The sequence below is a fragment of the Xanthocytophaga flava genome, assembly GCF_030068545.1.
GTDB lineage: Bacteria > Bacteroidota > Bacteroidia > Cytophagales > 172606-1 > Xanthocytophaga > Xanthocytophaga flava.
The window spans coordinates 139,911-156,754 of sequence record NZ_JASJOR010000016.1; the positions used below are offsets into that span (position 1 = coordinate 139,911).

Genomic DNA, 16,844 nt, shown 5'->3' on the forward strand with positions numbered 1-16,844 from the left:
GAGTAGAAAAGATAAGATAGCTGCTTTTGGTTAAAAATCGTTACACTAACCCACTCGTTATCTATGACGGATTATTCCGATTTCAGTGCAGAAGACTTTGCTATGGATGACTATTTCATTCAGTGGGTAAAATCTTCTGCGGATTCTTCAACCAGCGAGTTTTGGACCAGCTGGCTTGAACAGTATCCGGACAAGAAAGATACGATAGTTCAAGCCAGACAACTGGTCTTTTCGGTTGACTTTGAAGAGACATTTCCTGACCAGAAAGAAGTGCAGTCCATGTGGCAGGTAATCTCAGACCAGGCATTTGAAGAAGAGATACTGGAGAGGGAGACAAGCACAACAACTATCTTCCGTACACAGGTATTCAAAATTGCTGCAAGTATCCTCTTAGTGGTTTTACCTATCGGAGGTGGACTTTATTACTGGTACACCCAGCAACAAGAGGTTTCATATCTTACCCAAAATGGGCAGGTGAAAGCTGTTTTGTTGCCAGATGGATCGCAGGTAACATTGAATGCAAACTCCGTTATCCGGTTTAATCCTTCCCTGCAAACTGATCAGATACGGGAAGTATGGCTGGATGGAGAAGCCTTCTTCCATGTAAAAAGAACAGCCTCTAAGGCACGTTTCATTGTGCACACCAAACAACTGAATGTAGAAGTGCTGGGTACAACCTTTAATGTAAATACCCGCCATAAGAAGACACGCGTGATTCTCAATACAGGAAAAGTGACACTGACCTTATCAGAACATAAACAAGATCCTCCCATTCAGATGGTACCCGGAGACTTGGTTGAGTGTAAAGAAAGTGAGAAAAAGATCATGAAAAAAACAGTAAATCCTGATACCTACAGTTCCTGGACTCAGAGCAGATTGGTTTTTAATGGAACTACACTCGCTGAAATTGCAGAGATTTTAGCTGATACGCAGGGAGTAAAACTAACTTTGCAAGACACGTCAATGGCATCACTTCAATTTTCAGGTTCTGTCTCAGCAAACAGAACAGATCTGCTGCTGTTGAAATTATCTAAGGCATTTCGGCTGAATATTGTCCGACAGCCTACCGGAGAAATACTACTGGAAAAATCCACACATGAATAATATAGTAACTAATCTATTCTCTATTCCTCTAATTTCTATACAACTTATGCGACAAGTTATACGATATTTTGGAGTTGTATTGCTTTTAACTACAACTCCCGCCATACGAGTTAGTTCGCAGACAATTGCACTTGTCAATGAAGCTATGTCTGAAACCAGCCTGGATCAGCAAAAAATGATTCCCCTGATAGATGTACTCAACGACATTGAAGTAAAATATCAGATAGATATTAGCTACAATGTAGGCTTGCTGAAGGACAAAATGGTTGATGGTAAACTCTTACAGCGTTCGGCCTCATCTGTTGAAGACAGACTCAGAAAGATATTATCTCCTCTGCATCTGACCTTCGAAAGACTGGAAGGCAAAGACTTTGTGATTTATGAAAAGATAGATCAAAAAGGTGCGATCCGAAAAATAACTGGCAAAACAGCCCTGGAGTCTCCTCTTTTGGTATCCGCTTCCGGAAATACGGGTATACAAATCAGCAGCATCCAACAGACTCTTCAGGAGATGGCTATTCCGATCAAAGGAAAAGTAACTTCTACTGCAGGAGAAAGCTTACCTGGGGTTAGTGTCACAGTGAAAGGTTCAACACAGGGAACCGTTACAGATGCAGAAGGTGGGTTTCAACTGAGCGTTCCGGATGAAACCGCTGTGCTGGTATTCTCCTATATCGGCTATCTGACTCAGGAAGTAGCTGTAAGAGGGAACAGCAACTGGACTATTGCCCTGGTAGAAGATGTGAAGTCGTTGGGTGAAGTGGTGGTGGTAGGATATGGTACTCAGAAAAAACGGGATGTAATTGGCTCAATAGCTACTGTAAATGGTGACGATATCAAATTAAAGTCGACCGCTTCCTTTGACTCAGGGCTGCAAGGTATGGCTGCGGGTGTCTCAGTCCAAACTAACAGTGGTGTACCAGGATCACCTACTGTTATTAAGATTCGAGGGGTTAGTTCAATTAACTCTGGAACAGATCCTTTATGGATAATTGATGGAATGCCTATTTATAGCAATCCGGGTGGATTAGGACGGAGTGATGGTACTACGGGACAAAGCCCTATGTCACTAATCAATCCGAATGATATCGAAAGTATACAGATCTTGAAAGATGCAGCTGCAACGTCTATTTATGGTTCAAGAGCTTCCAATGGGGTAATTCTTGTCACTACAAAGACAGGTAAAAAAGGACAAGGTAGCACTACGTTCAATTATTCAACTGGTTTTTCTTCATTAACACGTACCCCTGAGGATATTGGATATGCCAATACGAGTCAATGGTTTCAAATCATGGATGAAATGTACCAGAATTCTGGTAAAACTTTTACCATGGATGATTACTATCGCAATTCGCCTTATTCTAATATTCCACAGGCATCTCCTAAGCTTACTCGTGAGCAAGCAATGGCAATTAACACCAACTGGTATGATGAGCTTTTTCAAACAGGGCGTTTCTCTGATTACAACCTTTCCAGTTCACGTGGCTTTGATAAGGGATCCTTTTATATATCAGGAAATTACCGGGAAGATAAAGGCGTACAACATAATAATAATCTGAAACGTATCTCTTTACGATCAAATATAGACTTTAGTCCCATAAACAATCTGACTGTAGGCGCCAGACTGAGTTTTGCCTACACAGACAATGATCGTATGCAAAACACAAGTTATAGAGGTGGTCCAGGCTTAAATGGAGGATTAAATAGTATTACCACAGGAGCATTACCTTGGTTTCCTGTACGTGAACTCGCTAACCCTGATCGTTACTTTAATGCTTATTCAGGTTCTAATCCCGCAGCATTTGCTGACCCTGCTAATGTAAAAGACAACCTGGAACAATATCGTGGATTAGGAGGGTTATTTTTAAATTATGAATTTCCATTTTTGAGGGGATTATCTATACGGTCAGAAGTGTCTTTCGATATTATCCAAAGCAATAATATTTTCTGGCAGAGTCGTGATATTCGCTTAGATGGAGGTCAAAAACCTTCTTCCTATGCCTATGAAGAAGCTGTTACTTTCAAGAGCACCAACTACAATGTATATAGTACTTATAATAGAACATTTGGATTACATTCACTAAATGTAGTAGCCGGAACAGAAGCCCAGCAGAGTAGCCAATATAATCGGGCAATGGCAGGTCAGGGATTAGCAGGAAAGTATCAGGAAATTGGCAAACCGGGTGTTCGGCTTTATACTAATGGATATATGAACGGAGAGCGTTACCTACTCGCATATTTTGGTAGAGTTAACTATAAATATAAAGATCGTTACATTTTCGGTGTTAGTGCCAGACGGGATGGTAGTTCTGCATTTACGGAACAACATCGTTGGGGAACATTCTTAAGTGCATCCGCAGGATGGATTATCTCTGAGGAAGAATTTATGTCTTTTTTGGGAGGCAAAACTTTCTTGAAACTTAGAGGAAGTTATGGGCAAACAGGCAATCAAAGTATACCAGGTAGTCTGGATGCAATCAAATACAATTATACATTCCGATATGGAAGTGACGACATTTTAGGTCTCAATGGTTCAATGGCATCAACAATTGCTGTTGATAATCTAAAGTGGGAGAGTACACGTAGTAGTGATATAGGTATTGATTATGGTTTCTTTAATAACCGCATTAATGGTTCGTTAGCATACTATCACAGATATGTCAAAGATATGTTGTTAACTACACCTATTCCGGTTTCTTCTGGCTTAACTCCGGTTGAGGAAGTGGCTGGATTTCCAGGATCAGTATATGTAGAGAATTCGAATAATGTTTGGAGCAATATTGGAGATATGGTAAATACAGGCTGGGAACTGGAACTGCATTCTATAAATATTGATAAAGGAGGTTTTCGATGGTCTACAGATTTTAATATTTCCTTTAATAAAAACATCATTAAAAAGCTGACTCCAGAAGCAGATAATACAGGTAAAGGAATCATCAATGGACCTACTATTTCTCGTAAAGATCATAAACGTCAGGAATGGTTTGTGGCAGATTATGCAGGAGTAGATCCAGCTACAGGCGTACCCATGATTTATGCTTTGGACAAAGTACGATATGATGCAGAAGGAGTAACGACACGCCTGAAAAACGAAGCAGGGCAGGACAGCCTTATTTATGCTACCAAGACAAATATAGCTGGCAATAGATTTTATCAGAATGGCAAGTCTGCTGACCCTACCTATTATGGTGGTATTACCAATACACTTCAATACAAAGGCTTTGATCTAAGTTTTATGTTCTCTTTTTCCGGAGGAAATTATATTCTGGACTATGATCGGCAGATGGCTGCTGTTCCTGGAGAGACCAAGACCTTTCTGGCTGATATAGTTAATAACTCATGGCGCAAACCTGGAGATCAGGCCAAGTATCCACAAATTCGGTATGGAAATACCTATGTTATCAATGGACAATCAGTTGGAGACTTCGGAGATGAGTGGCAAAATCATAATCGCGAAATGTATAAAGGCGATTATATTCGCTTACGGAATGTGCAGATAGGTTATACGTTACCTTCTTCTGTGACAAAGACACTGCAAATGCAGGGGCTAAGAGTATATGTATCTGGTAGCAACCTCTGGACTTCTACCAAATATCCAGGTTTTGATCCAGAAGGGGCTGGATATGTTTATACGGCTACTATTCCTCAGTTAAAAACTTTTATCCTGGGTTTGTCTGCTCGCTTCTAGGTTTCTAGAGATAGACCTGTTGGTAGGAAATAAATTAAACTAATATTTGAACGAATACAACTATCTATATGAAAAAGATCCTTCTTTATAGTCTGACTCTGGGACTTTTACTCGCATCAGGCGGTTGTTCAAAAGATTATTTTGAAATAGAAAGGCCTCCACAAACTGCATGGGGTACAATAGACGAATTTGAGCGGGCACCTATTGGTCTATATGCTACCTTATTTAATGGAGATGAATGGAATATGCCTTGGGTAAATGTTACTGTTGTAAAAACGAGTATGGGTGATGATGTAGATTGGGTAAGTAGTGCAGAATGGGGGTACTGGCGTAAGACAAAAGAATACAACAAATATACAGACAGAGCTTTTTTAGTGATGTATAGAGCAATTGCTACCGCTAATAATGCACTTGAATTTGTGGAGGCAAATAATGGTAATCCTTTTCCTTCTGAAAGTGAACAAAGTATTCAACATAATGTAAATCGCATTATTGGTGAACTATACTTTATTCGGGGATATACTTACTATTTGCTTGAAACTACCTTTGGGCATGCGTATGTGGCAGGTAATGCTAATAGTAAACAGGATATACCTATGCCTACAAAGTATCCGAAATCTATAGCTGAAGCAAAGAATCCTAAAATTGGAACAACTCAAGAGGTATATGATTTGATTGTAGCTGACTTTCAGAAGGCAAAAGAGCTATTACCAGAAGAATATGGAGATGATATGCATCCATCTTATCAGGTGCGTGCTTCTAAATTTGCAGCTTCTGCTATGCTGATGAGAGCTTATTTTCAGAGAGGAGAGTATGATAAAGCAAAACTAGAAGCCGATTTTATCATAGATCAGAATGGAGGCAGATATAATTTGACTGAAGATCCTATTGCTGCATTTTCAACAAGTACAATTCTTACTTCAACTAATAGGCCCAAAGAAATTATTTTTTATCTGCCTTTCTTTGACCAAACTGCAAAAGCTCCACTCCACCTGACAGCTATCAACCATTCAGCTGGTGCCTGGGGGCTGTGTACCTGGGTAGAAACACACATGAGTAATAGTACCATCAAACGACTAGGCTGGATGACCGATCCCTTAACTGATACAACGCTAAATTTAGCTGCTAAAAGAGATAAGCGGTTTACACAATTGTTTGCTGTAAGATATCCAAAAGATAAGGCTAAAGAGGGACAGGTTATTGATACAAGAACTGAAATAGATACCATCACCACCATCTGGCCTTATAAATACTATCGGGGACCTAAAGATTTCAATACCAATGTGCCACTTATCCGTTTGGCAGAGATCTATTTGACACGTTCCATCTGCCGGTTTAAAGCTGGAGACAAGTCGGGTGCTGCTGAAGATCTGAATGTAGTGCGCAAAAGAGCCTGGAATACAACTGTAGGCGGACCCTATGTAGAGGTGACAGGTGCCGACATTACCGAAAATATGATTCATGATGAACGACTCATTGAAATGTTTGGTGAAAATGACCGGATTGACTATCTGAGGGCGTTAAAGATGGATATTCCAAAAGGGGAACGGGGTGCGGGCACAGATCCCTATACCAGTGAAGATTTTGTATGGGCTATCCCAACCCGTGAACTCTTGTATAACGAATCCATAGGACAATAATCGGTACATAAGTTATACATCCGGGTTATCAGAATTCTGGTTAAAAAAGAAAATAATCAGAGCTCTGATAACTCTGTAGGCTGATCAGGATTCTGATATTTTGATAACGATATCAAAATCCTGATTATATTCTGATACAGAATCAAAGAGAATCTAAATTCTATGAAAAGAAAAATGACCAGAATTCAGATCACCAACAAGTGCTAACTGAGTTCCGGTCATTTTCTATTTATACCCATTTTTATATCAATCGAATACTGGCTGCTTTCAGAGGATAGATACTTTTATCTGATTCTCTATTACCTTTGGACAATATTCGTTGATTTGTACTCATGGCTATACATACACTGGCTCCTGTTGTTTTATTTGTATACAATCGTCCTATCCATACACAACGCACTATTACTTCACTGGTAAACTGTCAGTTAGCTTCTGCTAGTGAGATCTTTATTTTCTCAGATGCAGCCAGAAGTACAGCAGATGAAGAGCAGGTTCGACAAGTGCGGCAGTATATACAAACTGTGACAGGGTTTAAAAACAAGAGGGTAATAGAAAGACCCACAAATATGGGATTGGCCCGGTCTGTGATTGATGGGGTTTCTCAGGTGATGAGTCGGTATGGCAAAGCTATCGTACTGGAAGATGATATGGTGTTTGCGGAAGACTTTCTGGTGTTTCTGAATGAGTCGCTGGAAGTCTATAAGGATAATCCTTCTGTTTTCTCTATTTCAGGATACAGCTATCCTATCACTATTCCGGATAGCTATACAAAAGATGTCTATTTACTGCCCAGAGCATCCTCCTGGGGATGGGCCACCTGGGCTGACCGCTGGCAAAAGGCTGACTGGCAGGTTACGGATTACCGTGTGTTTCTAAAAGACAAAACTATACAGGATGGATTCGCACAGGGTGGAAGGGATCTTGTGTATATGCTAATTAAGCAACAAAAAGGCTTGGTGAACTCCTGGGCGGTACGATGGAGCTACACGCACTACAAACATCAGGCGTATTGTCTGTTTCCCCGGATATCCAAACTACAAAATATTGGCAATGACGAATCCGGAACACATTCTCCTAAAACCAAACGGTTTGAAACTGTACTAAGCAATAAATCCATGGTGCTGGATCGGGACCTGGTGCCAAATGATGAGATTATTAAAGGTCTGCAACGCTTTTTTCAACCAAGCCTGGTACGGCAGCTTATTAATTACTTCAAATTACAGTTATGGAAGTAATAGCTGAATGAATAACATGAGTCATTCCAGATGTTGGATATGAGTAAAGCCCAAGCCTAGGTTTTTGAAAATGTGGGCTTGGGTTAATTTTTGTGAAAGCTCTCTTTAGTTGAGTTTGTTTATTGTCCCTTACATCATTCTTCCACTAACCTCCTACTTTTTTGCTTGTCCAAAAAAGTAGGCCAAAAAGGACACTTTCTGCCGATCCTTCAGCCCACAAGGCCAAAGGCCAACCTCGCGGCAGAAAGAAGGCCAACGCACCTTTCGCGATTGAAGTTATCACACCTCTCTTTGTAACATTTGTTATTACTTTTTCAATGACACCTTTTACTCAAAATTCGAGAGGACTCATGTAAAAATTAAAAGCCTCAATGATAGGCTCACTGAGGCTTTTAATTTTAGGAAAAGACGCTTATTCTTCTTCGTGTTTAAAACTGTATAATGTCTTATCCAGCTCTAGTGTATTGTTAGTGAACGCTTTCACAAAACGGGCAATAGTCTGAGGCGTGATTTCTTCTACATTCAGACAGGCTTCCAATGCTATGCCATAGTCAAAGTCGGGATCAAGGTTGACATATTCCTGTACCTTTATCTCTTCCGTTTCTTCTAGCTCATCCATGATCTCTGCCTTGAAGAGTTCAATTTCCTCAAGTTTGGCTTCTGAAAGATGTTTGTTCAGATCATCCTCTTCTTCTAAGTCGATCCGGTTATATTCTGGATATTTTTCGCATGCTTTGTCTTCTGCACTTTCATACAATACACTCATATGATGCAAACGCAGTGTATATAACACAGAGTCAAAAACCACTTCCTTGCCTTTATGAGTACCTGCAAAGATAAAGTGAGCAAACTCTTCTCCCTGTGGTTCATTTTCATTCAAAATATATAGCTGTCCTGCTTCTTTGCATAGTCGCTTGATACGGGCAACCTCCTCAGCTTGTAATCCAATATTGTCAGTAGACATGTTGTTAGGTTATACTTTTTTAAAATAGAATGGAAATAGGTATATGTGTTATTTCAGCTTTACTTTGGTAGCACCATAGCCAAATTTTTCTTTTTGTGCATCTTCATAGTATTGGACATGCACATTCTTGCCGAGTTTACGGTGAATCTCATTACGCAGCGTGCCATTACCTACTCCATGAATAAAGGTAATATCGTGCATTCCGTGTGCAATAGCTGCATCCAATGCTTTCTCGAAGGCCTGTAGTTGGATCTGTAACATCTCCGCTGTAGCCAATCCAATAAGGTTGGTTGTTAGCTTTTCGATATGCAGATCAATCTCACTGGCAGGTTTGTTAACCGTATTGGCTTTTGATTGATTGTTTGTAGTGAGTTGGGTGTTGTTTTCCCAACTTTCAACAATCTTGTCTGGTTGAATGGTGACAGGTTGTGATGCTGTTGGTGTATCTAACTGGAAGATATGTGCATCTTTTCCCAGCAGAGGTGCTTTAGCTTTCGTCTTAAAGAATGTGTTAGCCCGAAACCGGATGCGTTGCAACATAGGTTCCCGCAAGGATGTCATTCCTTCCCGGAACAGTAGTGACTGCCACACAAATATTCCCCAGCTCTCAAAGTTTTGTGAGCTGTATTCATCAATTTTTACAGACGACTTCCGAGCCAGTGAACCACCTTTGATCCCGTTGTATTTTCCATTCTGCTCCTGTCCCAGTGTATAAGGCATATCAAAATCTGTATTGTTTATCAGATAGAGTGCCAGACCTGTGTCATTAAGCGGAATAAATGCCAGAAATATTCCTCTGTCAGCCAGAACATCTCTGGATGTATTTTTGGTTGATTCGGTAACTGGATTTTTCTGAAACCGAGCTGCCTCTTCCTGTGAGATAATAACAATCTCTGATCGTAACATCGGAATCCGGAAACCGTCTTCGATTTCTACTTCTATCATATGGTTTTTGGTAAAGCCGACAATGATGCCTTCTTCACGCCCGTGAACCATACGTACTTTATCCCCAATATTCATAGAATGACTAATTAACTTTTATGTAACGTACTGATACAAAAGAATTTTTATGCTTACTACCCCAGGCATTTTATTCAATACTAAGTTAAGCTTCTCCTATGGTAAAAGTGGATGAAACCTGAAATAATCGAACTGCCTGATTATATAACCCGGAAAGAATACAAAAAGATCAATAACCCTGCAATGTGAGATTCTACCTTGATTCATACTGTTTATTAAGTTATTGCACTTATGGACAGATAGTTATCTCCTGTGGTGAATACTTGCTTTACTTAGATTTTTGTTTTGGAAATATTTTCGGATTGCAAAAATAGTAAAATGCTGTAAATGCCCATACATAACCTTACACGACTTTTGGATGCTCAAGACAAGGTAACATTCTTATTATGAGATCAATATGTAAATTTGAATAGTTTTCATTCAAAAGGGTCTTTAAAATATTAATTATGAAAAAAATTCTACCATTTTTATTGGCTTTTGCAGGTTTGTATGAAGTAAATGCACAGCAAACCCTTGGGCTAAGTGGCAGTAATTACAGTGGAACACATGGAATATTCCTGAATCCGGCCTCTATTGCCGATTCCAGAATGAGCTTCTATTTAGATTTATTTTCTGCACAAGTTGGTGCCTCCAACAACTATGTAAAAGGCCCTATAGGTTTTTCTGGTATAGAAAAAGAGTCCTTTACAGTAAAAAACAATGGGAAAGATAAATACCTCAATGTACAGGGACAAGCACAGGCATTTTCATTTATGGTAAAAATGAGTCCTGTACACAGTCTTGCACTCACCAACCGGGTCAGATATGGTATAACTGCCAATAATGTATCCGAAGGTTTGGCAAAGATAATCTGGGATAGTGATAATAACGATTATTCAACATTTCAGGGTATACATTTTAACCTGAATATGAATGCCTACAAAGAGACAGGGTTGACCTACGCACGGGTAATTAAAACTACACCGGAATACAGCCTTAAGGGTGGGATTACCATCAATCGGGTAGCTGGCATTACAAGTGCTCATATTACCTCTAAAGAAATGAGTTTCTCAAGCTATGATCAAACCAATGAGCAGGGCGAAACGGAAACGATTCTGGATATCCAGAAAATTCAGTTACAATATGCCTATGTGCAATCAGAAGCCTATGACAATACGCTGGATAATGGTGGATTTGGTACCTTCTTTGGAAAAGGCCTTCCTGGTAAAGGATGGGGGGTGAATCTGGGTGCTACTTTTGAAAAGTTAGAAGAATCTACCGGAGTTAGTGAAGGAAAACATAAGTTGGATTCGCTCAGAATGGTACACAAAAAAGGAGCTAAATTGGATCTGGGTAATGGAAAAATGACCAACAACTACAAGTATCGTGTAGGTTTCTCTCTGATGGATGTAGGAAGTATGCGTTATAGCGGAAATTATGTTCAGAGCTATGATATCACACGGACCAATACAAAAGTTTCACTAGATAGTCTGGATGGTTCTACAGATGATATTGCAGGTACACTGAATAACGCATTGGGAGTGACAGATTCAGAAAAGAAGACAAGCTTTAGCAGCAGCCTGCCTACTGCTATTCAGTTGAGTTTCGATTATCATATCAAAGGCAAATTATATGTGAACGCTGTATGGGTACAAAGCCTGAAAGGAAAATATGCCTTAGGTATGCGTCAACCATCTCTATTGGCTGTAACACCTCGTCTGGAAATGCGTTGGTTTGAAGTAGCTGTTCCTGTAGGTTTAACAGGTAACTACAAGAACCTGACCATCGGTACTCATATCAAAGCCGGAATATTACACTTTGGCTCAGATAACATTGCAGGTTTGCTGGGTATGGGTAAAACTTCCGGATTAGATGTGTACACTGGTATTCATATTCCAATATTTGCAAAGAATACACAGTCAAAATCTAAATCATCTAAAAGAGAACATTCAGAAGGAGTTCCTACACGCGAATAAATAATCAGGCTATATGCGCAGGAAATGTCCTTGACAGGAAACCTTACTAGCTTTTTATAAGTATAAATCAGAAAGTCATACCAATATTGGTATGACTTTCTGATTTATATACGGTTACCTAATCACAGATTGTCCATTAATAATTGTGATGATCTTTAGCTTTGGTAGATTTTGTATTACTCTCAGAACCATTACCACTATTAATTCTTACAACCATGGGTAAAATGATTCAATTTGTTCGCAATTACGACGATCTCTCTACGGATAAAGGTTTCCAGTTTAAATTTCATTGTGACAAATGTGGAAATGGCCACATGTCACACTTTGAGACAAATGCACTGGGAATGGCAGGAAGTCTGCTGAATGCTGCCGGAAGTTTATTTGGAGGAATATTTGGTCAGGTAGGAGATGCTACCTATCAGATGCAACGTGCAGTAGGAGGAAGGGCACATGATGAAGCTTTAGATAAAGCAGTTCAGGAGGGGAAGCAGTATTTTAAACAATGTTCACGGTGTGGCAAATGGGTATGTCCGGATGTGTGCTGGAATCATTCTGCGGGTCTGTGTGAAGAATGTGCTCCCGATGAAAAAGAAGAACTAGCTGCTCAGCAGGCAAAGGCAACCTCTGAACAGATTTACCAGAAAACGCGGGAGCAAAATTATACAGAACATATAAACTTTAAAGAGAAAACAGCTGTAATGCAATGTACTAGTTGCAATACCAAGCTTACTTCCGCTGACAAGTTTTGTCCAGGATGTGGTGCTCCTAATTCACTTGCCCGACCACAAGCAGAGAATCAGTCGCGATTCTGTTCTGAGTGTGGTGCTCCTACTCAGCCAGGCCAGAAGTTTTGTGCCGGTTGTGGAAATAAGCTATTTTGATTAAAATACACTTTTCCGTAAATACTGTTCTGGAAATCTATTTCAGAACAGTATTTTTTTATATACCTATCTGCTGATTTCAGTACCTTCCTGATGTTTGTAATTATTGGAAGAGTTTAATTTTCTGATGTTTATCATCCGTTGTATTCGCCTGAGAAAGAATTGGTTTTTTCTATAAAAATGACAATGAAATAATTCGGGCTTCGTTAAAATATAAAATTCCTTCTTTATTCGTTTATTTGCGCTGTTGTTGTATATTTGAAGAAATGCCCCATCAAATTGTAGCAAAATAGTGGTTTTCGTAAAACTTGGGTTCATTTAATCAGCTTCTTTTAACAATGTCTTCTCATTCTTTTCGGATTGTAGCACTGGTTGTATTTTTCAGTTACTTGTGCAGTCCGGCTTTCGCACAGAAAAATCGTCGTCACAAAGACGAGACTCATAGGCAGAGTGAACTTGCCCAGGCAGAATATTACTTTACAGAAGGTATGAAGTATTATTTGCTGGACAATTACACAAAAGCAGTAGATTACTTTCAGAAATCTCTGGAGATTAATGCAGAAAATGCAGGGACCAATTATGCCATTGCTCAGGCATTAGCAAAAACCAGATCTTTTCAGGATGCTATTCCCTATGCGGAAAAAGCTATTAAACTGGTGAGTACGAACAAGTACTATTATATCTTACTGGCTGATCTTTATACACGTGATAAAAAATATCCTCAAGCTGCTAAAGCTTATCAGGAATTGGTGAGAATAGAACCAAACGACCCTGAATCCTATATTGAACTGGCTAACCTGTATCTTCAACAGGGAAAGTATGACGATGCGATCAAAGCGTATGACCAGATAGAAAAACGAATCGGAATTACAGAAGAAATAAGCCGTCAGAAACAACAGATCTTTTTGAAGACCAACCATTTGAATGATGCCATCAGTGAAGGTAAAAAACTGGTCGAAAGTTTTCCGGATGAACCCCGATATGCATTGCTGTTAGCAGAAATCTATACAGCTAATAAGCGTACCAATGAAGCAATTCCACTACTTGAAAAAGTAGCATCAGGGAGTGAGGCAAGTTCACAAGCTCATTTGATATTATCTGATATATACAGACAGCAGGGAAAAGTGCAGGAAGCGGATCAGGAAATTGAAAAGGCGTTTGGCAATTCAGATCTGGAAGCTTCTGTAAAAGTGCAGATCCTTGCAAATTATATTCAGACACATCGTGACCAGGAATCCAGAAAAAAGGCACTGAAATTTGCGGATCTGATCATCAAGGCCCATCCTATGGAAGCCAAAGCCTATGCCGTATATGGTGATTTGCTGGCAATGAACGATCAAAAGGAAAATGCCCGCCTTATATACAGCAAAGCTTCTCGTCTGGACAACTCTATCTATGAAGTATGGAGCAATCTCCTGAGACTGGATGCCGAATTAAATCAGGTTGATTCATTAATCAAACATTCTGAGCAGGCACTGGAATTGTTTCCTAATCAGGGTGAGTTTTGGTTCTTTAATGGATATGCGTATCTGTTAAGAAAAAATTACCAGAAAGCAGTAGATGCACTTGAAGAAGGAAAGAAACTGGCATCCAGCGATCAAAAGCTACTGAATGATTACAATTCTATGTTGGGTGATGCCTACAATGGAAATGGCGAATACACTCGTTCAGATGCTGCTTATGAAGAAGTCCTGGCAAATGATCCGGATAACAGTTCGGTATTGAACAATTATAGTTATTATCTATCATTGCGCAAGCAAAAGCTGGAAAAGGCAAAAGAGATGAGTAAGCGACTGATGGATAAACATCCTGACAATGCAAGCTACATTGATACACACGCCTGGGTACTTTATATGCTTAAAGAATACAAGGAATCCAAAAAATATCTGGAACTTGCTATAAAGGATGGCAATAATGGAACAATTCTTGAGCACTATGGAGATGTGCTTTATAAATTGGGAGAAACAGAAAAAGCTGTAGAGATATGGATGAAAGCCAAAAAAGCAGGTGAGACTACTGAAACGATTGACAAAAAAATTGCTCAACGGAAACTGGTAGAGTAAGCAGGTACAATTTTTATTTAATTATATATAAACCATACAGTAAGATCCTTTCAGGAGTAAGAGGGTTGTTAGCTTTTTTCTAATGTATATATATATCCGACAAATATTTCCTATTGTCATTTGTGCATTAATGCTGGTAGCATGTGGTAAACGAGTGAAGCCTGTTTCCAGCAATCCTACATCTGATTCTGCCGGAATGCATGAAAATGACGATCCCAGAGTAAATGTAAGCGAAATTGAATTTCAGTTTTTTAAAGCAAAAGCGAAGATCAATTATGCAGACGCTGTAGCCAATCAGACGGCTACTGTAGATTTACGTATCAAAAGGGATAGCCTTATCTGGATGTCTATCAGTAAATTAGGCATTGAAGGTGCCCGCGTATTGATTACCCGTGATTCAGCTTATGTAATAGATAGGATGAATAATAGTTTTGAAGTATATGACTTCAAAGGACTTGGAAAACGATTCAACTTTAATCTTTCTTTTGATATTATCCAGGCTGCTATATTTGGTAATCTACCTATTGCCAAAAATCGGAAAGAGAAGCTAAAGGTGATGAAAGATAAGGACTATTATCTGTTACGTCAGAAAGAAGATTCAGTTATTGTAGATAACTATGTAAGTATAGAGAACTTCAAGCTAAAAAAGGCTCTCTTTATTGAACCTGCTACCAATAACTCACTATCTCTTGACTATGAGAATTTTACTCTGATCAATGACGTTTTGTTTCCATTTAATAGTAATATATCTTTGCAATACAAATCACCACAGGGTATATATAATACAGTAGTATCTATTCAATATACAAAAGCGGATGTGGCCGATAAGGAACTCAAATTTCCGTTTAATCCGCCTGCCAACCGAAGAAATGGTAAAAAATAGTATCTCGTTAATATTCAAAGGATTATCATTTTTTTTATTGCCACAGGCATACAGGTTAGTTATCGCCTTTTTTAAGCCTTCCCATCCGGAGAAGGCATTTGTATTTATGGACCCTACTGGTAAATATCTTCTAAAAATATTTGCTTGCCTGCTTGTAGTACTGGCAACTATACAGGGTGCACTAGCACAGAAAACACGCTCTCAACTGGAACGGGAGAAGCGACAGAATCTAGCTAAAATAGCAGAGACTAACCGTATCCTTAAGGAAACAGGTGCTGAAAAACAAGCTAGTTTGGGACAGCTAACTGCCTTAAACGAGCAAATCACTACACAACAAGGACTTATCAATAAAATATCAGAAGAACTAACTTTACTGGATAAAGAGATTGGCAATGTGGGACAACGACTCACAACTATGGAAAATAACTTTACCAGTCTACAACGTGAGTATGCTGCTATGTTGTATGCGGCTTCCAAAACTACTAATAGCTATAATAAGGTATTGTTTCTGTTTTCTTCCGGAAGCTTTACAGAGTTACTGATGCGCATGAAATACCTGCAACAGTATTCAGAAGCAAGAAAGGTACAACTTAAGCAGATTGAAGCTGTACGAAAGACTCTGATAGAACAAAGGATAGCACTGGACACTAAAAAACAGGAAAAACACAATCTGCTGGGTGTCCGGTTAAAAGAAAATAAAAGTTTGCTGAAACTGAAAGATAAACAGAATGATGTGGTTGCCAAGTTAAATGCGAAAGAGCAGGAACTTTCTGTAGAACTGGCAGAAAGGAAAGAATCTGTCGACAAACTGGAAAAACTCATTGCAGAGGTAATTGCAGAAGAGCTGCGGAAAGCTGCCGAACGTGAAAAAGCCAGAGAAGCCTTGGCAAATAGCCGAAGAGCAACTGTTAAAAAAGGAGCTACGAAATCTGAAAGTTCTGCTGCTTCAACTTCTGCGACAATATCATCCACATTTGAAGGTGCCAAGTCACAGTTAGCCTGGCCCGTAAGTTCAGGATTTATCTCAAGCCATTTTGGCCGTCAGTCACATCCTGTATTGAAAAATGTAGTAGTAGAGCATCATGGAGTAGATATACAAACTAATAAAGGGGAAGAAGTACGGGCAGTATATGATGGAGAGGTTGCCACTATCACGGATATTCCGGGAATGCACAAACTAATTATGCTGAAACATGGCAATGAGTACTGGACTGTATATGCCAAGCTGGCAAAGGTAAATGTAGAACGTGGACAGAAGGTAAAAGCACAACAAATTATTGGACAGGTATATACAGACAGAGAAGGTACTTCCGAATTGCAATTTCAGATATGGCATAATCAGGAAAAGCTAAATCCGGAAAGCTGGCTACAAGACAAGTAGTAACATATACAATACATGAGTCATTTCGAA

The 16,844-nt window shown here is 39.4% G+C and carries 11 protein-coding genes; 9 read left to right on the forward strand and 2 right to left on the reverse strand.

Going from position 1 to position 16,844, the window contains the following annotated elements; genetic code table 11:
- Nucleotides 1-63: 63 nt before the first annotated feature.
- From QNI15_RS22430 to QNI15_RS22445, 4 genes are all read left to right on the forward strand, one after another.
- Nucleotides 64-1,104 (forward strand): FecR family protein, encoded by a 1,041-nt coding sequence (locus QNI15_RS22430; protein WP_313991296.1) that lies wholly within the window; start codon nt 64-66, stop codon nt 1,102-1,104.
- Between the two features lie 46 nt (nt 1,105-1,150).
- Nucleotides 1,151-4,792, forward strand: coding sequence for a SusC/RagA family TonB-linked outer membrane protein (locus QNI15_RS22435; protein ID WP_313991293.1), 3,642 nt, complete (start codon nt 1,151-1,153; stop codon nt 4,790-4,792).
- Between the two features lie 68 nt (nt 4,793-4,860).
- Nucleotides 4,861-6,432 carry a RagB/SusD family nutrient uptake outer membrane protein gene (locus tag QNI15_RS22440; protein WP_314033623.1) on the forward strand — a complete coding sequence of 524 codons (1,572 nt, stop codon included), beginning with the start codon at nt 4,861-4,863 and terminating at the stop codon, nt 6,430-6,432.
- Between the two features lie 332 nt (nt 6,433-6,764).
- Nucleotides 6,765-7,667 carry a glycosyltransferase gene (locus tag QNI15_RS22445; protein ID WP_314033625.1) on the forward strand — a complete coding sequence of 301 codons (903 nt, stop codon included), beginning with the start codon at nt 6,765-6,767 and terminating at the stop codon, nt 7,665-7,667.
- Between the two features lie 412 nt (nt 7,668-8,079).
- Here the strand turns inward: QNI15_RS22445 and QNI15_RS22450 are convergent, their stop codons facing one another.
- Both QNI15_RS22450 and QNI15_RS22455 read right to left on the reverse strand, forming a co-directional pair.
- Nucleotides 8,080-8,631, reverse strand: coding sequence for a hypothetical protein (locus QNI15_RS22450; protein WP_313991285.1), 552 nt, complete (start codon nt 8,629-8,631; stop codon nt 8,080-8,082).
- 48 nt (nt 8,632-8,679) lie between these two features.
- On the reverse strand, nt 8,680-9,651 hold the full coding sequence (locus QNI15_RS22455; protein ID WP_314033627.1) for a Smr/MutS family protein: 972 nt from the start codon (nt 9,649-9,651) through the stop codon (nt 8,680-8,682).
- Nucleotides 9,652-10,097: 446 nt separating this feature from the next.
- On the opposite strand from QNI15_RS22455, the gene QNI15_RS22460 reads away from it, so the two are divergent.
- The 5 genes from QNI15_RS22460 (at nt 10,098) to QNI15_RS22480 (ending at nt 16,814) form a co-directional block, all read left to right on the forward strand.
- On the forward strand, nt 10,098-11,606 hold the full coding sequence (locus tag QNI15_RS22460) for a DUF5723 family protein (protein ID WP_314033629.1): 1,509 nt from the start codon (nt 10,098-10,100) through the stop codon (nt 11,604-11,606).
- 215 nt (nt 11,607-11,821) lie between these two features.
- Entirely contained in the window at nt 11,822-12,487 is a 666-nt protein-coding gene (locus QNI15_RS22465) for a zinc ribbon domain-containing protein (RefSeq protein WP_313991276.1), read from the forward strand.
- A 338-nt stretch (nt 12,488-12,825) separates the two neighbouring features.
- Nucleotides 12,826-14,550 (forward strand): tetratricopeptide repeat protein, encoded by a 1,725-nt coding sequence (locus tag QNI15_RS22470; RefSeq protein WP_314033631.1) that lies wholly within the window; start codon nt 12,826-12,828, stop codon nt 14,548-14,550.
- A gap of 82 nt (nt 14,551-14,632) precedes the next feature.
- On the forward strand, nt 14,633-15,433 hold the full coding sequence (locus QNI15_RS22475) for a DUF4292 domain-containing protein (RefSeq protein ID WP_314033634.1): 801 nt from the start codon (nt 14,633-14,635) through the stop codon (nt 15,431-15,433).
- The gene (locus tag QNI15_RS22480; RefSeq protein WP_314033636.1) at nt 15,420-16,814 is read left to right on the forward strand and encodes a murein hydrolase activator EnvC family protein; all 1,395 of its coding nucleotides are present in this window, start codon (nt 15,420-15,422) and stop codon (nt 16,812-16,814) included. The genes QNI15_RS22475 and QNI15_RS22480 overlap by 14 nt, the downstream gene beginning before the upstream one ends.
- Nucleotides 16,815-16,844: the final 30 nt, after the last annotated feature.